This is a genomic window from Nocardia neocaledoniensis, assembly GCF_003182135.1.
In the GTDB taxonomy this organism is placed as follows: Bacteria; Actinomycetota; Actinomycetes; order Mycobacteriales; family Mycobacteriaceae; genus Nocardia; species Nocardia neocaledoniensis.
The window spans coordinates 626,724-646,205 of record NZ_QGTL01000004.1 but is presented as its reverse complement, the minus strand read 5'-3'; the positions used below and the strand labels follow the sequence as shown (position 1 = coordinate 646,205).

At 68.6% G+C, this 19,482-nt stretch carries 22 protein-coding genes; 12 read left to right on the top strand and 10 right to left on the bottom strand.

Annotation, left to right across the window (positions count from 1 at the left end; translation table 11 throughout):
• Positions 1-214 precede the first annotated feature (214 nt).
• On the top strand, positions 215-913 hold the full coding sequence (locus DFR69_RS14955; RefSeq protein WP_110038107.1) for a DUF8020 domain-containing protein: 699 nt from the start codon (positions 215-217) through the stop codon (positions 911-913).
• Positions 914-979: 66 nt separating this feature from the next.
• Here DFR69_RS14955 and DFR69_RS14950 read toward each other — a convergent pair whose 3' ends face one another.
• Positions 980-2,026 carry an alpha/beta hydrolase gene (locus tag DFR69_RS14950; protein ID WP_110038106.1) on the bottom strand — a complete coding sequence of 349 codons (1,047 nt, stop codon included), beginning with the start codon at positions 2,024-2,026 and terminating at the stop codon, positions 980-982.
• 240 nt (positions 2,027-2,266) lie between these two features.
• On the opposite strand from DFR69_RS14950, the gene rfbA reads away from it, so the two are divergent.
• Together rfbA and DFR69_RS14940 are read left to right on the top strand one after the other, a co-directional pair.
• Positions 2,267-3,139: a glucose-1-phosphate thymidylyltransferase RfbA gene (gene rfbA, locus DFR69_RS14945; RefSeq protein ID WP_110038105.1), complete on the top strand. Its 873-nt coding sequence runs from the start codon at positions 2,267-2,269 to the stop codon at positions 3,137-3,139.
• A 2-nt stretch (positions 3,140-3,141) separates the two neighbouring features.
• Entirely contained in the window at positions 3,142-3,690 is a 549-nt protein-coding gene (locus tag DFR69_RS14940) for a dTDP-4-dehydrorhamnose 3,5-epimerase family protein (protein ID WP_110038104.1), read from the top strand.
• 60 nt (positions 3,691-3,750) lie between these two features.
• Here DFR69_RS14940 and DFR69_RS14935 read toward each other — a convergent pair whose 3' ends face one another.
• Entirely contained in the window at positions 3,751-5,232 is a 1,482-nt protein-coding gene (locus tag DFR69_RS14935) for an MFS transporter (protein ID WP_208643970.1), read from the bottom strand.
• A gap of 85 nt (positions 5,233-5,317) precedes the next feature.
• On the opposite strand from DFR69_RS14935, the gene DFR69_RS14930 reads away from it, so the two are divergent.
• A complete protein-coding gene (locus DFR69_RS14930; protein ID WP_110038102.1) occupies positions 5,318-5,716 on the top strand; it encodes a MarR family winged helix-turn-helix transcriptional regulator in 399 nt (132 codons plus the stop codon).
• Here the strand turns inward: DFR69_RS14930 and DFR69_RS14925 are convergent, their stop codons facing one another.
• Positions 5,717-6,562, bottom strand: a complete 846-nt coding sequence (locus DFR69_RS14925; protein WP_110038101.1) for a helix-turn-helix domain-containing protein — start codon at positions 6,560-6,562, stop codon at positions 5,717-5,719.
• A gap of 157 nt (positions 6,563-6,719) precedes the next feature.
• Entirely contained in the window at positions 6,720-7,325 is a 606-nt protein-coding gene (locus DFR69_RS14920) for a DUF4282 domain-containing protein (RefSeq protein ID WP_110038100.1), read from the bottom strand.
• 182 nt (positions 7,326-7,507) lie between these two features.
• Between DFR69_RS14920 and DFR69_RS14915 the strand changes: the two genes are divergently transcribed.
• Complete coding sequence (locus DFR69_RS14915) at positions 7,508-7,999, top strand: hypothetical protein (RefSeq protein WP_186817298.1); 492 nt, start codon at positions 7,508-7,510, stop codon at positions 7,997-7,999.
• Between the two features lie 74 nt (positions 8,000-8,073).
• On the opposite strand, the gene DFR69_RS14910 is transcribed toward DFR69_RS14915, so the two are convergent.
• Positions 8,074-8,481, bottom strand: coding sequence for a hypothetical protein (locus DFR69_RS14910; RefSeq protein WP_110038099.1), 408 nt, complete (start codon positions 8,479-8,481; stop codon positions 8,074-8,076).
• Between the two features lie 77 nt (positions 8,482-8,558).
• Between DFR69_RS14910 and DFR69_RS14905 the strand changes: the two genes are divergently transcribed.
• Positions 8,559-10,730: a molybdopterin-dependent oxidoreductase gene (locus tag DFR69_RS14905; RefSeq protein WP_110038098.1), complete on the top strand. Its 2,172-nt coding sequence runs from the start codon at positions 8,559-8,561 to the stop codon at positions 10,728-10,730.
• A 171-nt stretch (positions 10,731-10,901) separates the two neighbouring features.
• Entirely contained in the window at positions 10,902-11,531 is a 630-nt protein-coding gene (locus DFR69_RS14900) for a pyridoxamine 5'-phosphate oxidase family protein (protein WP_110038097.1), read from the top strand.
• Here DFR69_RS14900 and DFR69_RS14895 read toward each other — a convergent pair whose 3' ends face one another.
• A complete protein-coding gene (locus tag DFR69_RS14895) occupies positions 11,532-12,029 on the bottom strand; it encodes a GtrA family protein (RefSeq protein WP_110038096.1) in 498 nt (165 codons plus the stop codon).
• A gap of 15 nt (positions 12,030-12,044) precedes the next feature.
• Between DFR69_RS14895 and dprE1 the strand changes: the two genes are divergently transcribed.
• The 3 genes from dprE1 to DFR69_RS14880 all read left to right on the top strand — a co-directional run bounded on the left by dprE1 (position 12,045) and on the right by DFR69_RS14880 (position 16,432).
• Positions 12,045-13,469: a decaprenylphosphoryl-beta-D-ribose oxidase gene (gene dprE1, locus DFR69_RS14890; protein WP_110038095.1), complete on the top strand. Its 1,425-nt coding sequence runs from the start codon at positions 12,045-12,047 to the stop codon at positions 13,467-13,469.
• A complete protein-coding gene (gene dprE2, locus DFR69_RS14885; protein ID WP_110038094.1) occupies positions 13,466-14,245 on the top strand; it encodes a decaprenylphospho-beta-D-erythro-pentofuranosid-2-ulose 2-reductase in 780 nt (259 codons plus the stop codon). The genes dprE1 and dprE2 overlap by 4 nt, the downstream gene beginning before the upstream one ends.
• 216 nt (positions 14,246-14,461) lie before the next feature.
• On the top strand, positions 14,462-16,432 hold the full coding sequence (locus DFR69_RS14880) for a galactan 5-O-arabinofuranosyltransferase (protein ID WP_110038093.1): 1,971 nt from the start codon (positions 14,462-14,464) through the stop codon (positions 16,430-16,432).
• Here the strand turns inward: DFR69_RS14880 and DFR69_RS14875 are convergent.
• Complete coding sequence (locus tag DFR69_RS14875) at positions 16,407-16,826, bottom strand: PIN domain-containing protein (RefSeq protein WP_110038092.1); 420 nt, start codon at positions 16,824-16,826, stop codon at positions 16,407-16,409. The two genes, DFR69_RS14880 and DFR69_RS14875, sit on opposite strands and share 26 nt — an antisense overlap.
• Entirely contained in the window at positions 16,823-17,071 is a 249-nt protein-coding gene (locus tag DFR69_RS14870; protein ID WP_110038091.1) for an AbrB/MazE/SpoVT family DNA-binding domain-containing protein, read from the bottom strand. Before DFR69_RS14870 ends, DFR69_RS14875 begins: the two co-directional genes overlap by 4 nt.
• 234 nt (positions 17,072-17,305) lie before the next feature.
• Between DFR69_RS14870 and DFR69_RS14865 the strand changes: the two genes are divergently transcribed.
• Both DFR69_RS14865 and DFR69_RS14860 read left to right on the top strand, forming a co-directional pair.
• Positions 17,306-17,848, top strand: a complete 543-nt coding sequence (locus DFR69_RS14865) for a hypothetical protein (RefSeq protein ID WP_110038090.1) — start codon at positions 17,306-17,308, stop codon at positions 17,846-17,848.
• Positions 17,849-18,052: 204 nt separating this feature from the next.
• Complete coding sequence (locus DFR69_RS14860) at positions 18,053-18,565, top strand: hypothetical protein (RefSeq protein WP_110038089.1); 513 nt, start codon at positions 18,053-18,055, stop codon at positions 18,563-18,565.
• Here the strand turns inward: DFR69_RS14860 and DFR69_RS14855 are convergent.
• Positions 18,562-18,825, bottom strand: coding sequence for a hypothetical protein (locus DFR69_RS14855; RefSeq protein ID WP_110038088.1), 264 nt, complete (start codon positions 18,823-18,825; stop codon positions 18,562-18,564). The genes DFR69_RS14860 and DFR69_RS14855 overlap by 4 nt on opposite strands.
• Positions 18,812-19,357, bottom strand: coding sequence for an RNA polymerase sigma factor (locus tag DFR69_RS14850; RefSeq protein ID WP_110038087.1), 546 nt, complete (start codon positions 19,355-19,357; stop codon positions 18,812-18,814). The genes DFR69_RS14855 and DFR69_RS14850 overlap by 14 nt, the downstream gene beginning before the upstream one ends.
• Positions 19,358-19,482: the final 125 nt, after the last annotated feature.

Below are 19,482 nucleotides of genomic sequence, written 5' to 3'. Positions count from 1 at the left end.
GTCACTCGATACCACGCCAGGTTAAGACTAAGAGTTTGGTTTCCTGAGAAAAAGCCCGGTCAACGCTCAGGTTTCAGACTCCGCACTGGGATCGGGGTATCTATGGTGAACGGAATTTGAATGAGCGGTCACAGGCGGTTCACCGGGCGTTAGCTGCGGGGGATTTTGATCTACGGGTCCCCTCCGAAAGCTCCAACATCGAGGTCTACCTAAAATGCTGATGAGGAAATTCGCCGCCACCTCGGCGCTGCTGATCGCTGCCATGGGCGTCACCGCCGGCACCGTGCACGCCCAGGCGCCGGAAGAGGCCGCCCCGATCAACTACAAGGCCGAGGTCGTCGACGGCGCCAAGTCCGTCATCACCACCGACGCCGGCTCCCTGGTCGTCGAAGAAGGCGTCTTCAAGATCAAGGCCGCCAACGGCGCCACCGTCGCCGGCACCCCGCTGTCGTTCCGCCTGGACGACTACGAGCTCCCGATCGCCGCGGAGATCTCCGGCAACACCGCCGTGCTGACCCCGCAGCTCGACCCCGCCAAGGCCGTCTACAAGCCGGTCGCCCTCCCCTACGAGGACAAGGCCCCCTGGAAGACCGAGTACGAGCGTGAGCAGGCCGCCTGGTCGCGTCTGACCTCCACCATCTCCATGGGCGCCACCATCGGCACCCTCGCCGGCGGCCTCGGTGGCGCGGCCATCGGCTGCATCGCCGGTGCCGCCGCCGGTCTGGTCGCGACCGGTGTCCTGCTGGCCCTGTTCGGTGCCGGCCCGATCGCGGGTTGCGTCGTCGGCGCCACCACCATCGGCGCCCTCGGTGTCATCCTGGGTCAGATCTTCGTGACCGCCCCGGTCGCGATCGCTGCCGCCGTGCAGTACTTCACCACGATCAACCAGCCCTTCACCCCGCCCGCCAAGTAATTTCGCGGTCGCACGAAGGAAAGCGCCCCCGCGCCGGAGCAATCCGGGCGGGGGCGCTTCGTCGTATCAGGCCGTGCGGGCCCGCTGTGCCGTGTCGAGCGCGCCGCGCACGAACTTGGCGACCCGGCCGAGCACCGCCCGGCTCTCCGGCATGCTCGGCAGGATGCTCATGAACGCGTGCACCTGACCGCGCCACAGCTCGAGCGTCACCGGAACGCCCGCCGCCGCGAGCCGATGCGCCATCAGCTCGCAGTCGTAGCGCAGGACCTCGTCCTCGGCGGCGATGAGCAGGACCGGCGGCAGCCCGGCGAGATCGGCGTTGACCGGCGACATCGCCGGATCGAGCGCACCGAGACCGCCCAGCCGCACGACCGCCGACAGACCCTTGAGCGGGATGTAGGCGTCGCGGCCCGCGTTGACGTAGGCCTCCTTGGCCACGTGGTCCAGATCGAGCAGCGGACTCAGCCCGACGAGCGCGGCCGGCAGCGGCAGGCCGATCTCGCGCGCGCGCAACGCGGTCGCGAAGGTGAGATAGCCGCCCGCGGAGTCACCGGCGAAGGTGATCCTGGCCGGATCGGCGCCGTGCCGCAGCAACCAGCGGTAGGCGAGGACGCAATCGTCGATCGCCGCGCTGATCGAACCTGGCAGCTGCCGGTACTCGACATTGAGCACCGCCAATCCCGTCCGCCTCGCGATGCCGGCGGCGATCGCGCGGTGCGAATGCAGCCCGCCGACGGCGAACCCGCCGCCGTGCATGTACAGCACCGCGCCGTGCCGCAGCGCCCGCGAGCCGCCGGCGGGACGCACCATCTCCATCTTGAAGCCGTCCATGGTGATGCCCTCGCGCTCGATACCGTGCGGTTCGGGCCGCAGGCGCGAGAGCAGGTTCACGGCCATGGCGCCGACGGGAATGGTGGCGTGGTTGATCGGCACGGTCCGCAACAGCGGTCCGACGAAACCGACGCACGCGCCCATCAGCACCCGCGAGGAGGTACTCGTTCGCCCGGAGTTGACGATGATGCCCTGATCGGGTCTGCTGACTGCCTTCTTCGCCGTGACAGCGGGGGTGATCGAGCCCACCACACCGGGTCCGGGGATCTTCGTCGCTCCCATCGCGCACCTACCTCACACTGGTGCGTCGACCGCGGACCGGCGCAGATCTCCGGGTCCGATGTCGGCGCTGACATCTAACACAGTGATGTTTCACACATCGACGTTCACCTAATCAGAAGAACGCCGTGCCTGTAGCTGTTATCGCCCGACACACCAGAACACGAAACCTTCGTGATCAATTCGTCGACGTGTCGGAACCTCCCCGACTCCGCGACGGCGGGAACTGGCAGACTTCCCCCCATGCGCGGAATCATCCTGGCGGGCGGCACCGGTTCGCGGCTGCACCCCATCACGCGCGGGGTGAGCAAGCAGCTCGTCCCGGTCTACGACAAGCCCATGGTCTACTACCCGTTGTCCACCCTCATGTTGGCAGGGATCGACGACATTCTCGTGATCACCACGCCGGAGGATGCCGCTGCGTTCGGCAGGTTGCTCGGGGACGGCGGCCAGTTCGGCGTCTCGATCAGCTATGTGGTGCAGCCCGAGCCCGACGGGCTCGCGCGCGCGTTCGTCCTCGGCGCCGACCACATCGGCAGCGAGCCCGCGGCGCTGGTGCTCGGCGACAACATCTTCCACGGCCCCGGCCTCGGCGCCAGCCTGGAGCGCTTCCACGACATCGACGGCGGCGCGGTCTTCGCGTACTGGGTCGGCGACCCGACCGCCTACGGCGTGGTGGAGTTCGAGCAGGGCCGCGCGGTCTCCATCGAGGAGAAGCCGAAGGTCCCGCGCTCGAACTACGCCATCCCCGGCCTCTACTTCTACGACAACGACGTGGTGGAGATCGCCCGCGAGCTGAAACCCTCGGCGCGCGGCGAGTACGAGATCACCGACATCAATCGGGCCTACCTCGAACAGGGCAGGCTCAGCGTCGACGTGCTCGCCCGCGGCACCGCCTGGCTCGACACCGGCACCTTCGACTCCCTGCTCGACGCCGCCAACTACGTGCGCACGATCGAGGAACGCCAGGGACTCAAGATCGGCGTGCCGGAAGAAGTGGCCTGGCGCAGGGGGCTGATCACCGACGATCAGCTGTGCGAGCTGGCCGAACCCATGGTGCGCTCCGGCTACGGCCGCTACCTGCTGGATCTGATCGCGCGCGGGAAAGACTGGTAGGCATGCAGATCCGTGAACTGGCCATCCCCGGCGCGTGGGAGGTGACGCCGCGGCTGCTCGGTGACGACCGCGGCATGTTCTGCGAATCGTTCAAGGCCTCGGAATTCGAGAAGGCCACCGGGCGCCCGTTCGAACTGCACCAGGTGAACACCTCCGTCTCGGCGGCGGGCGTGCTGCGCGGCATCCATTACACCGAGGACCCGCCCGGCCAGGCCAAGTACGTCACCTGCGTGCGCGGGGCGTTCCTCGATGTCGTCGTCGACCTGCGGCCCGGCTCACCGACCTACGGGCGCTGGGACAGCGTGCTGCTCGACGACGTGCACCGGCGTTCGGTGTTCCTGTCCGAGGGGCTCGGCCACGCCATCCTCTCCCTGGAGGACCGCTCCACGGTCACGTACCTGTGCTCGCTCGAGTACACCCCCGAATTCGACCGTGACCTGGACGCTTTCGATCCCCGGCTGGCCATCGAGTGGCCGACCGTCGGCCGCGACGGCAGCCCGCTCACCTACATCCGCTCCGCCAAAGACGAAGCGGCGCCCGGTTTTTCCTGATCCACGTGAAACGGCGCCCCCGAGCTCGATGCTCGGGGGCGCCGTCGGTTCCACCGGCGACTACACGGTTTCGAGGACCTTCGCCTCGGCCACCGGAGCCACCTCGTCGACCCGCGGACGGGTCAGGCGGGGCAGGAAGACCGTCAGGGCGACCAGCGCGCCGACGATGGTGACACCCGCCGCGAACACCAGACCGGGCCGGTAGGTGTCGAGCATCTGCTGCGGAGTGGCGCCGGCGCCGTGCCCGCCGGAGGTGACGATCGCGGTGGTCACCGCGAGCACGATGGCCGCGCCGACCTGCATCGAGGTCTGCAGCACGCCGGCGGCCAGGCCCTGCTCGTCGTCATCGATGCCGCTGGTGGCCTGCACGTTGATGGCCGGGAAGCCGACCCAGCCGATGCCGATCAGCAGGATGGCGGGCAGCAGCACGGTCAGGTAGTCCGGCGCGGTGTCGACCCGCAGGAACAGCAGGTAGCCGACGGCCATCACGACCATGGTGACGGCGATGACCGGCCCGGTGCCGAAGCGGTCGATCAGCTTGTCGGAGAAGAACGCCGACCCGACGACCAGCACACCCACCGGCAGCAGCGCCATGGCCAGCTTCAGCGGCGACCAGCCCAGCGAGTCCTGCATGTACAGGGTGACGATGAACTGCCAGCTGAAGTACGAACCGGCGACCGCGATGATGGCCAGGCTGGCCCGCACCAGCGACACCTTGCGCAGGATGCCCAGGCGCACCAGCGGGTGCTTGACCCGCTGCTCGGTGAGGACGAACGCGGCGAACAGCGCGACCACGGCGACGAACGAGCCGATCGTGCGAGCCGAGGCCCAGCCCACTTCGGGCGCGGTGACCACGGTGTAGACCAGCAGCAGCATGCCCGCCGTGGACAGCAGCGCGCCGAGCAGATCGTGTCCGCCCTCCTCGGCCTTGCCGTCCTTGGGCACCAGCACGAAGGCGGCGGCCAGCGCGGCCAGCGCGATCGGGACCGGCAGCAGGAAGGTCCAGCGCCAGCCGACGCCGGTCATCAGGCCGCCGAAGAGCAGACCCATGGAGTAGCCGCCCGCACCGAACACGGTGTAGATGGACAGCGCCTTGTTGCGCGCCTTCCCCTCGGCGAAGGTCGTGGTGATGATCGACAGGCCGGTCGGCGCGGTGAACGCGGCCGCCAGGCCCTTGATGAAGCGGGTGACGATCAGCAGCGTCGGGTCACTGACCAGACCGCCGACCAGCGAGGCGAGCGCGAAGACCGCCAGCGCGATGAGGAAGACCTTGCGGCGCCCGAGCAGGTCCGCGGTGCGGCCGCCGAGCAGCAGCAGACCGCCGTAACCGAGGACGTAACCACTGACGAGCCACTGCAGGGTGGAGGTGGACAGATCGAGTTCGGCGCCGATGGACGGCAGCGCGACACCGATCATCGAGACGTCGAGACCGTCGAGGAACAGAACGATGCACAGGGTGATCAGCATGCCCCAGAGGCGGAGCGGCCACCTGGTGGGATCGGTCGCCTGATCTGCGGCCGAGAGCGTTGCTGGCGAAGTCATGCGGAGGACATTACATGCACACGCATTAAATGCCAACACATAAATTGCAGTTGCATGGACATGCGGAGACCACTAAGATGGGGCCATGTCGAACCCGGCCACCACAGCTCGGCGCAACGAAGCGCCCACCGAGCTGGTCGGCCAGTGGCGCGAACTGCTCGATCGGCACGCCGCCGTGAGCTGCGCACTGGAGAAGGCGCTTCAGCACGAACACCGCATCGGCCTCAGCGAGTTCGAGACCCTCGATCGCCTGGTCGACGCGGACTGTGAGAAGTACCGGATGACCGAACTGGCCGGCGACATCTACCTGAGCCAGAGCGCGCTCTCCCGCGCGGTGGCCCGGCTGGAACGCGACGGCCTGGTCGAACGCACCATGTGCACGGCCGACCGCCGCGCCATCTTCGTCCGGCTGACAGAAAAGGGCAGGGCGGTCTATGACAACGCCCTGCCCACGCACCGCTCGGTGCTCGCCGATTCCTGGTAGTTACAGCACCCCGGCGGCGGCCGCGCAGATATCGGTGAACGCGCTGCGGTAGCGCTCGTGCTCGGCCGGCTTGTCCAGGTACGCCGAGCCGGCGAAGGTCTCCACGTAGACGACCGGCGGTTCCGGCCGGTCGAGTGAGCCGTCGACGCCGAAGTCCAGGATCACGAAGCGGCCCGACTCGAGCCCGGCGTGATAGCCGGTGTCGGCCGGCGCCACCTGGATGCGCACGGAGTCGAGATCGGCGAGTTCGCGCAGGTGCGCCCGCTGGCCGGCCAGCACCCGATCGTCACCGATGCGCCTGGTCAGCACCGCCTCGGCGAGCACAACATGCAGGCGCAGCGGCGACTCCGCGCGCGTCAGCAGGGCCTGCCTGGCCGTGCGGACCGCGAGCCTGCGCTCGAGCTCCGCCTCGGTCAGCCCCGGTACGGTCTGCTCGAGCAGCGCCCTGGTGTAGTCCTCGGTCTGCAGCAGCGCGGGGACGAGGCCGTCCTCGTAGATCGAGAGCGCCGTAGCCGCCTCCTCGAGGCCGATGTAGACCTCGAAGCCCTCCGGGATCACGTCGCCGTAGCTCGTCCACCAGCCTCTGGCCTTGGTCTCGCGCGCGAGCGCGGCCAGCGGCTCGACCAGGTCGGCCGGTGCGCCGTACACCTTGCACATCGCTTCGACGTCGAGGCTGCGCAGCGACGTCTGCCCCGTCTCGATCCGCCAGATCTTCGCTTCCGACCACTCCAGTTGCGCCGCCGCGGTCCGCGTCGTCATCCGCGCCTGATTGCGCAGGTCACGTAAGTGCCTGCCCAACTGCCTGCGCGGCATCGTCGATCCGGTGACGCCCTGTGGTGAAGCCATACTTCCCCCCTGTATCCAACTCCGGTCTCCCCCATACCTTTTCGGAAGACCGCCCTACGCAGCCGACCCAACCGTCGGATCTGCGTACGGATTGTTTCACAATGAATCGGACATTGCGCACCACATAGATACTTCCGGCACACCACGAGCTACGGCGCTACTTCTTCCGCCTGAACCGCCAGAACTGCACAGCACGAACATCTTCGGAGAGCTGGTTCACCGGTTCCGCAACATCGGACAGCGCCTGGAACAGGCCGTCGGCCAGCTCGCTGATGTGCTCGACCCGGCCCGCCAGCCTGGCCGCGTTGTCGGCGAACTCGAGCATCAGCCGCACCGAGGCGGCGATGGTGAGGCCGAGCGGAACGGCGACCAGCGCGGCCAGGACGCCGAGCAGCGCGGAGGCCTTCCACATCAGCACCGTGAGCGCGACCGGGACCCCGATCCCGAAGGAGACGACGCCGAGGATGTAGGCCAGCGGCAGCAGCGTCCTGGTCGCGGGCCTGCGGAATTGCACGTCGAGCAGCGAACGCAGGACCTCGGCGGCCCACTGCTTGGCCGAACCGCTGCTGCGGAAGGGGTCGTCGAATCCGGCGTCGCGTGGAATGTCCGAATAGTCCGCGTTGTTGTCTCCATCGGCGTGCTGGTCCCCTCGCGGGGCCGGACGCTTGGCATCGGTCTCTTTCCAAGAGAGCCAGCGCGATTCGGCTTCGAACTCCTCGGGTTCCCCGTCCGGAGACGGGGTGGATCCCGGTGCTTCGCTCATGGCCCGAATCCTGCCCGGTTTCGGGCCGCACGCCAACCCCGACCACATCACAGCCTGCGATAGCGAAGGTTGCGTAAATGAGACGTAGCAAACAGTCCCGATTATTTTTGGGCGACGGCGTAACGAGTCGGCCACCCCGGGGCGATACGACCCATGAACGCAGGAACGAAGCTCTTCGGGGAATGGAGAACACAGTGCGCACGACGTTTCCGACCACAACCACGGCCGCCGAGAAGGGTGCCGCCGCGCAGGAGTACACCGCGCGGGGTTGGACGGTCGCCGAAACGGCCAACGGCCTGTGCCTGATCACCGACGATGCCGTCTCGGCCATCGAGGTCACCGGTGAGATGGCGGGCGAGGTGCGCCGCTTCCTGCGCGCCAACAACCTCTCCGGTCCCGTGATCGAGATCCCGGGCCAGGAGCGTCGCGAGATCCACCTGGTCACCGGCGTCCGCAAGGCCGCCATGGCGATCGAGGCCATGCGCGAGGCCGGCGTCATCGTGCACACCGACGGTGCCAGCATCCCGCTGCCGCCGACCCAGCTCGCCGCGGGCAGCGCCTCCTGGGGCGTCGCGCCCTCCGAGGCCCGCTGGGTCCCGCCGGTCGTCGCCCTCGGTGCCGCCGTGCGCGCCGCCGCGAGCCGCAAGCGCGCCGCGCTGACCCTGGCCAGCTAGGCACCAACAGCCCCGACACCCGCGAGCGCGACGCCCCCCGACGTCGCTCTCGCGGGTTTTCGGCGTTTCCGCGCCTACTTCAGGCCGAGCGCCGCGCTGCCCGCGTCCAGCAGTTCCTGGATCGGGTTGCCCGCCGCGGCGCCGACGGTGACGGTCGTGTCCAGCAGTTCGACGGCCGGGGTGTTCACGGTGCAACTCTCCCCCTCGCCGACGTAGAGGTGGACCCGCACGCGGTGATCGCCCGCCTCGATGTTCTCGAAGACCGCCGAAGGCTTGTCCTTGGACAGGATCGCGCCCTGCAGCATCTCGTCCACCATCACCGTGCCCGACCAGCACGCGTCGTCGGTGTTGGTGATCGTGACGGTGATGTCGTCGGCGCCGCCCGCCGCGTCGGCGGTGCGCGCGGCGGACGCGGTCCCCGCGAAGAACGTGAGTGCGACGGTGGCGAGCGCGGTGGCACCGGTGGCAAGTCTGAGGTTCATTCCCCGATCCTATTTAGCGCGGCGAAGCTTTCGGCGGTTTTCGCCCCGCGCGACCGCGTCGGCGCGAGGATGGGGACATGGCTCCGCGATCGCTGCTGCGCACCTGCCCGCTGTGTGAGGCCGTCTGCGGCCTCTCGCTCACCCTCGACGACGACAACCGGGTGCTCAGCGTCCGCGGCGATCGCGACGACCCGTTCAGCAAGGGCTTCCTGTGCCCGAAGGGCGCCAGCTTCGGCAAGCTCGACGACGATCCCGACCTGGTCACCACCCCGCTGATCCGCGAGGGCGCCGAGTTCCGGGCCGCGAGCTGGGACGAGGCCTTCGACCTGATCGCGACGAGGTTCGCCGAGGTCGCCGCCACGCACGGCAATGGCGCCACCGCGATCTACCTGGGCAATCCCAACGCGCACACGGTCGCGGGCGCGCTCTACCTGCCCGCGCTGATCCGCGCCTTGAGCACCAAGCACATCTACTCGGCGAGCACCGCCGACCAGATGCCCAAGCAGGTCGCGGCCGGGCTCATGTTCGGTGACCCGCTGACCGTGCCGGTCCCCGACCTGGACCGCACCGACTTCCTGCTGATGCTCGGCGCCAATCCGCTCGAATCCAACGGCTCGCTGTGCACCGCGCCGGACTTCCCCGGCCGGTTGAAGGCGCTGCGCGCCAGGGGCGGCAAGCTGGTCGTCGTCGACCCGCGCGCGACCAGGACCGCCGCGCTGGCCGACGAGCACCTGTTCATCCGGCCCGGCACCGACGCCTACCTGCTGTTCGCCATCGTCCACACGCTCTTCGCCGAGGAACTGACCGACGTGCGGGTCGAGGTCGACGGGCTCGACGAGCTGCGCGCCGCCGCCCAGGAGTTCAGCCCGGAGGCCGTGGGCGAGCGCACCGGCATCCCCGCCGATACCGTCCGCGCCCTCGCGCGCGAACTGGCCGCGGCCCCCACGGCAGCCGTCTACGCCCGCATCGGCACCTGCACCGCCGAGTTCGGCACGCTCACGCAGTGGCTCGTCGACGCGATCAACGCGCTGACCGGCAACCTCGACCGGCCCGGCGGCGCCATGTTCGCCACTGCCGCGGCCGGCGGCATCCCGCGCACGCGCCCCTTCCGGCCCGGCCGCTGGACCAGCCGGGTGCGTGAGCTGCCCGAGGTGATGGGCGAGCTGCCCGTCGCCACGCTCGCCGACGAGATCGAGACGCCCGGCCCCGGCCAGATCAAGGCGCTGGTCACCGTCGCGGGCAATCCGGTGCTCTCCGCGCCCAGCGGCGCCCGCCTCGACGGCGGTCTGGCCGGGCTCGACTTCATGGTGAGCGTCGACCGCTATGTGAACGAGACGACGCGGCACGCGTCGGTGATCCTGCCGCCGCCGCGCTCGGTGCAGTCGCCGCACTTCGACTTCGCGCTGCTGCAGTTCGCGGTGCGCAACTACGCGCGGTACTCGCCGCCGCTGGTGCCGCTCGACGGGCGCCCGTCCGAGTCGGCGGTCATCGCGCGGCTCGCGGCCGCCGTCAGCGGGCAGCCGCACGCGGGCACCGGCGCGCAGAGCCCGATCGCGATGGTGGACGAGCTCGTCATCGCCGGGATGCTGCACAAGGCGGAGATGAGCGATCGGCGCGACGAGCTGGAGGGCGCCGACACCACCGAACAGCGCATCGACCTGATGCTCAAGCTCGGGCCCTACGGCGCGTGGAACGGCGGCGAACTGAGCCTGCGCACCCTGCTCGACAACCCGCACGGCATCGACCTCGGCCCACTTCAGCCGCGTCTGCCCGGCAATCTGCGCACCGCCTCGAAGCATGTCGACCTCGCGCCCGCGCAGCTGCTCGCCGATGTTCCGAGGCTGCGGGCCGGACTCGGGACGACCGCACCGGAGCTGGTGTTGATCGGGCGCAGGCAGCTGCGGTCCAACAACAGCTGGATGCACAACATCGCCGGCCTCGTCGGGGGCTCCAACCGCTGCACCTTGCAGATCCACCCCGACGACGCGAGCAGGCTCGGGCTCGGCGAGCTGGCGAAGATCAGCTCGGCGGCCGGATCGTTGACGGTGCCGATCGAACAGACGCCGACGATCATGCCCGGCGTGGTGAGCCTGCCGCACGGCTGGGGGCATGCCGCGAGCACCACCCAGACGGTTGCCAGCGCGCACGCTGGAGTGAACGCCAATGCGCTGACCGATGATTCGGTGGTCGACGCGATCTCGGGCACCGCGGTGTTCAACGGGGTGCCGGTGACGGTGGTTCCCGCCTGATCGGTCCACCCCTGGAAACCGCTGCGCAAACCGGGTTTTCATACCATTCGCAACAATGGACACGCCCCACGACTCGTTGTTCTCCCCTAGACTGGGCGAGATCGCGGTCACAAGCGGGGGTTTCGAGCGACTGATCCGCATCACCCGGTTCGGCTAGCAGAGGGAGCCCCGATGCCCGGAAGACACGTCGGCAGCGACGGAGAACACGAACTCCAAGAGACGTTGGGCACCGAGGAAAGGGCCGAACGCTTCTACGACGACCAGGTGATCGACTACCTGAACCCATCGATGATCGAATTCGTCGCGCGGATGGACATGGCCTTCATCTCCACCGCCGACGCGCACGGCGAGTGCGACGCCAGCTTCCGCGCCGGCACCCCGGGGTTCCTGCACGTGATCGACGAACGCACGATTGCGTACCCCGAATATCGAGGTAACGGAGTAATGGCCAGCCTCGGCAACATCCTCGAGAACCCGCACGTCGGCATCCTGATGATCGACTTCGTGCGCGACCTGATCGGGCTGCACGTCAACGGCAAGGCTCGCATGGTTGCCGACAGTGAGCTACGCGAGACCGTCGACGATCTGCCCGCCGCCGAACGCGGCAGGAGCTCGCAGGTGTGGGTGGTCGTCGAGGTGGAAGAGGCCTACATCCACTGCCGCAAGCACATTCCGCAGCTCGTCCCGGTCGCGCGGGATCGGCGCGAGTGGGGCACCGACAACGTCAGGGCCAAGGGCGGCGACTACTTCGGCGTCAAGGCGGGCAAGCAACCCGCGCCCGCCGCCGCCAAGGCCAGCTGACTACTTGATCTTGAAGATCACCGCACGCTGAACGACGAAGTTGATGACGGTGGCGGTGCCCTGCGCGACGACGAACGCCAGCGGCTGCCGCCACCACTCTTCGGGCAGCGCGAAGTACAGCGCCGCGTTGATGCCGATCTGCACGGCGAAGGTCACCGCGTAGAGCAGGACGACGGCGACGAACCTGGCCCGGCTCGGCTCGGCCTTGAACGTCCAGCGCCGGTTGATCAGGTACGCGGTGGTGGTCCCGCAGACGAACCCGACCGCCTTGGCCAGGCTCACCGGCAGGCCGATCAGGTTCAGCAGCAGGCTGTAGATGCCGTAGTCGACGATCGCCGAGAGACCGCCGGTCAGCGTGAACCGCACGATCTGCGTCTTCAGGTCGACGTCGGTTCCACCGGGCTCGTCGACCAGGGGAATCTCGGCGGGAAGCGGCAGATGCGGTTGGGCTGACACGTGAGGAAGACTACGAGACCGGCCGCGTGTCCCGCCATGCATGTAGCCTCTTAGCCGATGTCCGAGAACATTACGACCCCCGCTGAGCAGGGCGCGTTCGCCACGCGGACCCGCACGCTCACCGGATGGGGTCGCACCGCACCCACCTCCGCCGAAGTGCTCTCGACCAGCGATCCCGAGTTGATCGTCCAGGCCGTGCGCATGGTCGCCGAGGACAACGACAGCAAGCCGGCGCACCTGCGACGCGGCGTGATCCCGCGTGGGCTCGGCCGCTCCTACGGTGACAACTCGCAGAACGCGGGCGGCCTCGTCATCGACATGCCCGCGCTGAACAAGATCCACCGGATCGACTCCGCGAGCAGGCTCGTCGACGTCGACGGCGGTGTGAACCTCGACCAGCTGATGAAGGCCGCGCTGCCGTTCGGCCTGTGGGTTCCGGTCCTGCCCGGCACCCGCCAGGTGACCATCGGCGGCGCCATCGGCTCCGATATCCACGGCAAGAACCACCACAGCGCGGGCAGCTTCGGCAACCACGTGCGCTCGATGGACCTGCTCACCGCCGACGGCGAGGTCCGCCACATCACCGCCGAGTCCGACCCCGAGCTGTTCTGGGCGACCATCGGCGGCTGCGGCCTGACCGGCATCATCCTGCGCGCCACCATCGAGATGACGCCCACCGAGACGGCGTACTTCATCGCCGACGGCGACGTCACCACGACGCTGGACGAGACCATCGCCTTCCACAGCGACGGCTCCGAGGACAAGTACGAGTACAGCTCGGCCTGGTTCGACGCCATCGCCCCGCTGCCGAAGCTGGGCCGCGCCGCCATCTCGCGCGGCAACCTGGCCAAGCTCGACCAGCTGCCCAAGAAGCTGCAGAAGGACCCGCTGCGGTTCAACGGCAAGACCTTCTTCACGCTGCCGGACGTGTTCCCCAACGGCCTGGCCAACAAGTACACCTTCGGCCCGATCGGCGAGGTCTGGTACCGCAAGTCGGGCACCTACCGGGGCAAGGTCCAGAATCTGACGCAGTTCTACCACCCGCTCGACATGCTCGGCGAGTGGAACCGCGGCTACGGCTCCAACGGCTTCCTGCAGTACCAGTTCGTGGTGCCGCCGGAGTCGGTCGAGGAGTTCAAGCGGATCATCATCGACATCCAGGGCTCTGGGTTCTACTCGTTCCTGAATGTGTTCAAGCTGTTCGGTCCGGGTAATCAGGCTCCGTTGAGCTTCCCGATGGAGGGCTGGAACATCTGCGTCGACTTCCCGATCTCGCGCGGGCTCAACGAGTTCGTCACCGATCTGGACCGGCGCGTGCTCGAGTTCGGCGGGCGGCTCTACACCGCGAAGGACTCGCGCACCTCGGCCGAGACCTTCCACAAGATGTACCCGCGGATCGACGAGTGGATCAAGGTCCGCCGCAGCGTCGATCCCACCGGCGTGTTCATGTCCGATATGGCCAGGAGGCTGGAGCTCCAGTGATCAACGCAGTTGGCAACCCGCAGACCATTCTGCTGTTCGGCGGCACGTCCGAGATCGGGCTCGCGATCTGCGCGGAGTACCTGGCCAAGAGCCCGGCCCGGGTCGTGCTGGCGAACCTGCCCGGCGATCCGCTGCTCGAGGGCGCCGTCACGAAGCTGAAGGCCGCCGGCGCGACCCAGGTCGACGTCATCGACTTCGACGCGCTCGACACCGAGTCCCACCCGAAGGTGGTCGACGCGGCGTTCGCCGCCGGTGACATCGACGTCGCGATCGTGGCGTTCGGCGTGCTCGGCGATGCCGAGGAGCTGTGGCAGAACCAGCGCAAGGCGGTCGCGACCGTCGGGATCAACTACACCGCCGGTGTGTCGGTGGGCGTGCTGGTGGGCGAGAAGTTCAAGGCGCAGGGGCACGGCCGGTTCATCGTCATGTCCTCGGTGGCGGGCGAGCGGGTGCGCCGCTCCAACTTCGTCTACGGCTCCACCAAGGCCGGGCTCGACGGGTTCTACCTGGGCCTGGGCGAGGCGCTGCGGCCGTACGGTCCGCGCGTCACCGTGGTGCGGCCGATGCAGGTGCGCACCTCGGCGACCAAGGCGCACTGGGAGGCCACCGGGTCCAAGGAGGCCCCGCTCACGGTCGATCCCGAGGACGTCGCCCGGCTGGCCGTGGCCGCGTCGGAGAAGGGCACCGAGATCGTGTGGGCGCCCGGTGAGGCCCGCTTCCTGATGTCGGCGCTGCGCCACGTGCCGCGCCCGATCTTCCGCAAGCTGCCGATCTGATCGCCTGCCTGTCCTGAACTGCCGCATCATCCACGGATGGTGCGGCAGTTCTCGTTCGCCGACCACGCTGTGCCCGCCGGGGTCCGAGCGCACCGACGCCGCCGAACCGCCGACTCGAGCGTGCGGATCCGGCATCGGCGACACCGACCGGGCGGGCCGACTCCACTAGGCTGGCCCGGACCGTGGAGCTGAGTGGAGCCGGAGGATTGCGCGCCGATGACGACCAACGATGAGGTGCGGGCGGGGCGCAGGATCTGGTCGGGGGTCGCCGAGGGTGTGGCGGCGGCGCTGGTGGCGCTCGTCGTGGCCGTGGTCGGCCTGTATGCCTTTTCAGCGGTGCAGTGGCCCGCGTTCAACTCCTCCAACGTGACTCGCGCGCTGACGACGGTCGGCCAGGTGGTCGCGGTTGCCCTGCTCGTGGTCTCGGTGTTGCTGATCCGGCTGCGCAAGTGGCCGGTGGTCGCGAAACTCGCCTCCTGGGTGGGTCTCTCGAGCTTCGTCACCGTCACGCTCGGAATGCCGCTGGCGGCGACCAAGCTGTATCTGTTCGGCGTCTCGGTGGACCAGGAGTTCCGCACCGAGTACCTGACCCGGCTCACCGACAGCCCCGCGCTGCGCGACATGACCTATGTGGATCTGCCGCCGTTCTATCCGGCCGGGTGGTTCTGGATCGGTGGCCGCGTCGGGAGTCTGCTCGGCATGGACGGCTGGGAAGTGTTCAAGCCGTACGCGATCGGGATGCTCGCGATCGCCGCGGTGGTGGCGCTGGTGCTGTGGGCGAAGCTGGTGCGCGCGGATCTGGCCGTCGGCGCCGCGGCCGCGGTGACGGCGATGACGCTGGCCTACGCCTCCCCCGAGGCGTACGGCGCGGTGCTCGTCGTGTTCATCCCGCCGGTGCTGGTGCTGGCCTGGGGCGCGCTGCACCGGTCCAGCGGCGGCTGGGGCGCGGTGCTGGGCACCGGTCTCTTCCTCGGCGTGGCCGCCTGCTTCTACACGCTGTATCTGGCGATCGCGGCGTTCACCGTGGTGCTGATGGCGCTGGTGGCGGCCGGTGCTGCCGTGTACCAGCGGCGTGCCGAGCAGCGGCCCCGCGTGGGCGGGGCCAGGGCGGTGGGCGGTCCCGCGCCGTGGCGGGCGGCGATCGGGCCGCTGGTGAAGCTGGTCGTGATCGGCGCGATCTCGGGTGTCCTCGCGCTGGTGGTGTGGGCGCCGTACGTGCTCGAGCAGCTGTCGGGTCCGAAGCTGCCCTCCGGCAACGCTTTCCACTACCTGCCGCAGTCGGGCGCCGAGCTGGCGTTCCCCATGCTGGAGTTCTCGCTGCGCGGCGCCCTGTGCCTGCTCGGCCTGATCTGGCTGGTGGTGCGGGCCGGGTCGTCGCGGCGGGCGCAGGCGCTGGGGATCGGCGTGGTCGCCCTCTACCTGTGGACGCTGCTGTCGATGGCGGCGACGGCGGCGGGCACCACCCTGCTCTCGTTCCGGCTCGAGCCGGTGCTGCTCGCGGTGCTCGCGGCCGCCGGTGTCTTCGGGTTCGTCGAGGGCGCCGGGATGATCTATCGCGTGCTCGACGAGTCGGCACCGGTGCGCACGGTGTCGATGGTGCTGGCCGTGCTCGGCGCGCTGGCCTTCACCCAGCACATCCCGACGGTGCTCACCCACGAGATCGACACCGCCTACACCGACACCGTGCCGACCGAAACACCCAACGCCGACGGCACTTTCGGCGAGCGGGCCGACAAGCGCAAGCCCTCGGCGGTGGCCTACTACCACGAGGTCGACCGGGCGATCCTGGACCAAACCGGCCGTCCCCGAGACGAATCCGTCGTCCTGACCGCCGACACGAGCTTCCTGTCCTTCTACCCGTACTTCGGGTTCCAGGCGCTGACCTCGCACTACGCGAACCCGCTCTCGGACTTCAAGGCCCGCGCCGACACCATCGCCGCCTGGAGCAAGCTCGATTCGCCGAGCGCCCTGCTCGCCGCCATGGACGAGGCCCCCTGGCGCGCCCCCGACGCCTTCCTGTTCCGCCGCGACACCGACACCTACACCCTGCGCCTGGCCGAGGACGTCTACCCCAACGACCCCAACGTCAAGCGCTACACCGTCGCCTTCCCCCAGTCCCTCTTCGCCGACCCCGCCTTCACCACCACCGACATCGGCCCCTTCACCCTGGTGACGGTTCGCCGCTGAGTCCTGGCTCGATTCGCCGTACGGTACCGACCTTGCTGATGCCCTTGTCGAACGACGCGATCGACGACCCCGAGTCGGCCTCAGCAAGGGCGACCAGGTAGGCATCGGCGAACGAAAGCCGATGATGCTCATAGACGTCGGCGGCTCGGATCAAGACGGCCGGATCATCCGTCACGACATTCCGTGAACCGATGATGGCGCGAGTCAGGGCGGCCACCTCGTGGCGCGGCACCTGATACACGCTCTGCAACACGTAGACCGTCTCCGCCACGATGAGATCGGGCAGGTAGAGATCCTCGGATTCCGCGAGCAGCTTTGTCGCGCTCCTGCCCATGTCGGGTGGGTCCTGAGTGAAGTGGCGTACCAGAACGTTCGTATCGAGATATACCGTCACTCCCCCTCCCGCCACTGCCGCGCCCATGCGGCGTCACGGATCTCGTCCCAGGACCGGCCGCGAACATGCGGCGGAACCGGCACGCTGCCCGCGAGGTCGAGCAGATCCGGTGTCTTCGCCAGCACGACGACTTCGCCCTCCACCCGGAAGTGCACGTTGTCCCCGGTGTGCAGTTCGAGTGCGTCGCGCACCGCCTTCGGGACGGTGATCTGCCCCTTCGATGTCAGCCGAGCCAATGCGTCCATACCATGCTCCTTACTCTTGCAGTGAAGTAAGGATAGCGCGCGCGAAGCCGCTGTGAGCGCCTGCGGATCGTTTTCGATCCGTGGCTGATCGGGGTGTTGTGGGCGGGCGACGGCACTACACTGACGGGTGCGACATGGTCGGCGCCGGCGGGTGCGAGCTCGCGGGCGGATGGCGTTGGAAACTTCGATCCCGCATGTCACGGGTCCCGGCGGCCCGCTGTCGGAGGAGGACTCATGTCCGATCCGTTGCACACGAGGGTGTGTCTCACCGGCCTGCACTGCAGCTGCCCGAGCATCAGCTTCTTCGTGGTTCCCGAGCCGCTGGTGCGCGGCGGGCAAGTGCTGCATCTGCTGGAGCAGGCGCCGGTCGCCGGCCGAAAACCCGAACCCGCTCCCGACGACGACCTGATCGACCTGATCGAAGCCGTCCGCACGCCGCTGAGCACCCGCGGCCTCGCCCACCTCGAGCGCGTCCCGTTCGCGGGCCCGCGCCACGATCCGACGGCCGCGCGCACGATCCTGCACGACCACCTGATCGAGGAACCGGCGCCGATGGGCCTTGACGTGGACGATCCGGCCGAACTGCGCAGGCTCGAGACATTGCCGGAGCATCCCATCGGCCCGCGCCGCATCGACGACTTCCAGGCGCATTCGGTGCGGATGGCGATGCTGGCGGTGTATCGGCATTTCGGGATCGATCAGCGCATTCCGCTCGTTTATCACGGTTTCGCCGACCCGATCGACGGATGGTTCGCACTGCGCGCCTCGGCGGCCTGAACACCCACGTCAGCGGGTGTTGTGTTGATCGACACCCGTTAGCTACTGGTGTGCGGAAGTGCGATGGACAACAATATGACCCGTCAGTGTCAACAAACCGCACGGTTCGTGTCGCGGGGCGAGTACGCTGCGAAATGTTGCAAGTTCGGCCGACCGAAAGCAGTTTTGGTAAGCGCTGATCGGTACGGATGCAGAGGTATAGCTATGACGCTCAGCAGACCGGAGCGGATCGATCTCCTGCTGACACGACCACATCGTCAGGATCGTGAACCAGCCCCCCGGGAACAACTGAACTCGATCGGTCAGATCGAGCAGACAGTCGTCGACGCCGCCATCGCGATGCTGGCCCCCGGCCAGAAGTTCGCCCTCCTCTGGTCGCTCCAGGTCGGCGGCAACACCGTGGCCGGGGTGCAGGTGAAGGAGCGCGACGGGACCGTCACGAATCTGGAGCCGCCGACCGAGGTGCTCGAGTACCTGACCGACCACAAGCGGCTGTCCTACGATCCCGCCGTCGGCGCCTGGCTGAGCGCGGAGATCTTCATCGCCGGGCCCACCCGCTACAAGGCGACCTTCTCCACCACCACCGTGGCGGATTGGATGCCGGAGGTCTCGGTCGACGAGCTGCGCGCCGAGTTCGTCGCCTACCCGCGGCCCGCCGCCGAGATCCCCGACTGGGCCAAGACCCAGCTCGACTGGACGACCAGGATGACCGGCTAGCGGCCTGCCACCGTCAACGTACAACGATCACCCTCGCAGGAGCGCTGGAGCCGCCCCCGCGAGATGGTCTGCATCAGCCCGATCGCCCAGCATGTCGGGCAGCCGCGCAGGGCCACCAGCCCGACCGGCAACAGCGCCAGGCTGACCGGCCCGACGACCGGGATCAGCGCGAGCGCCCCGATCAGGGCGCTGAAGCCCACCGCGCCGCGCAGCAGATGCGCGGGCAGCGACCTGCTCGCGAATTCGTCAGTTCCGCTCATCGTGTTCCTTTCGCAGACTCTGCTGCACCGCGGCACGGGCCCGGTGCAGGCGGGATTTCATCGCCGCGGTGCTGAGGCCGAGCGCGTCGGCGACCATCGGTCCGCTGTAGCCCTGCAGGTCGCGCATGATCAGCACCTGCCGCTGATCCAGCGGCAGCGCCGCCACCGCGGCCGCCACCCGGCCCGCCTCGAGGCGCCGCAACACCTCGTCCTCGGCCGAGGCGACCACGGCCGCCTCGTGGGCGGGCTGGTCGCGCCACCGCAGCCGCGCGCGGCGCAGGCACTCGTTGCGCACGATGCGGAACATCCACGAGGCCAGCGCGCCGGAAGCCCGCAGCATCCCGATCTTGCGGTACAGGATGATCATGGCCTCCTGCGCGGCGTCCTCGGCGTCCTCCGGGGTGGCGCACAGGGAATGGGCGAACCGCTTGATGTTCGGGTGTGAGCCCGAGACCAGCGCGGCGATGGAGTCGAGGTCGCCGCGCTGGGCGGCGACGATCAACCGCTCGTCCGGCCAGCGCGACTCAGTCACGCCCGGCTCGTTTGCGTTTCAGCACGACCACGCAGGTACACAGGAGCATCAGGGCGACGACGATACCGATTCCGATGAGCACGACAACCTCCATATCCCGTCCCGACGTGCGCCGGGACATGTAT

Bases quoted from the DNA above. Each gene is read 5' to 3' on its own strand.
- DFR69_RS14925 (WP_110038101.1), bottom strand. From the start codon at position 6,562: ATGGCTTCACCACAGGGCGTCACCGGATCGACGATGCCGCGCAGGCAG.
- DFR69_RS14900 (WP_110038097.1), top strand. From the start codon at position 10,902: ATGCCCGGAAGACACGTCGGCAGCGACGGAGAACACGAACTCCAAGAG.
- DFR69_RS14895 (WP_110038096.1), bottom strand. From the start codon at position 12,029: ATGCATGGCGGGACACGCGGCCGGTCTCGTAGTCTTCCTCACGTGTCA.
- DFR69_RS14910 (WP_110038099.1), bottom strand. From the start codon at position 8,481: ATGAACCTCAGACTTGCCACCGGTGCCACCGCGCTCGCCACCGTCGCA.
- DFR69_RS14935 (WP_208643970.1), bottom strand. From the start codon at position 5,232: ATGACTTCGCCAGCAACGCTCTCGGCCGCAGATCAGGCGACCGATCCC.
- DFR69_RS14920 (WP_110038100.1), bottom strand. From the start codon at position 7,325: ATGAGCGAAGCACCGGGATCCACCCCGTCTCCGGACGGGGAACCCGAG.
- DFR69_RS14870 (WP_110038091.1), bottom strand. From the start codon at position 17,071: ATGGACGCATTGGCTCGGCTGACATCGAAGGGGCAGATCACCGTCCCG.
- DFR69_RS14905 (WP_110038098.1), top strand. From the start codon at position 8,559: ATGGCTCCGCGATCGCTGCTGCGCACCTGCCCGCTGTGTGAGGCCGTC.
- DFR69_RS14930 (WP_110038102.1), top strand. From the start codon at position 5,318: ATGTCGAACCCGGCCACCACAGCTCGGCGCAACGAAGCGCCCACCGAG.
- DFR69_RS14880 (WP_110038093.1), top strand. From the start codon at position 14,462: ATGACGACCAACGATGAGGTGCGGGCGGGGCGCAGGATCTGGTCGGGG.
- rfbA (WP_110038105.1), top strand. From the start codon at position 2,267: ATGCGCGGAATCATCCTGGCGGGCGGCACCGGTTCGCGGCTGCACCCC.
- DFR69_RS14860 (WP_110038089.1), top strand. From the start codon at position 18,053: ATGACGCTCAGCAGACCGGAGCGGATCGATCTCCTGCTGACACGACCA.
- DFR69_RS14950 (WP_110038106.1), bottom strand. From the start codon at position 2,026: ATGGGAGCGACGAAGATCCCCGGACCCGGTGTGGTGGGCTCGATCACC.
- DFR69_RS14855 (WP_110038088.1), bottom strand. From the start codon at position 18,825: ATGAGCGGAACTGACGAATTCGCGAGCAGGTCGCTGCCCGCGCATCTG.
- dprE1 (WP_110038095.1), top strand. From the start codon at position 12,045: ATGTCCGAGAACATTACGACCCCCGCTGAGCAGGGCGCGTTCGCCACG.
- DFR69_RS14940 (WP_110038104.1), top strand. From the start codon at position 3,142: ATGCAGATCCGTGAACTGGCCATCCCCGGCGCGTGGGAGGTGACGCCG.
- DFR69_RS14915 (WP_186817298.1), top strand. From the start codon at position 7,508: ATGGAGAACACAGTGCGCACGACGTTTCCGACCACAACCACGGCCGCC.
- DFR69_RS14955 (WP_110038107.1), top strand. From the start codon at position 215: ATGCTGATGAGGAAATTCGCCGCCACCTCGGCGCTGCTGATCGCTGCC.
- DFR69_RS14865 (WP_110038090.1), top strand. From the start codon at position 17,306: ATGTCCGATCCGTTGCACACGAGGGTGTGTCTCACCGGCCTGCACTGC.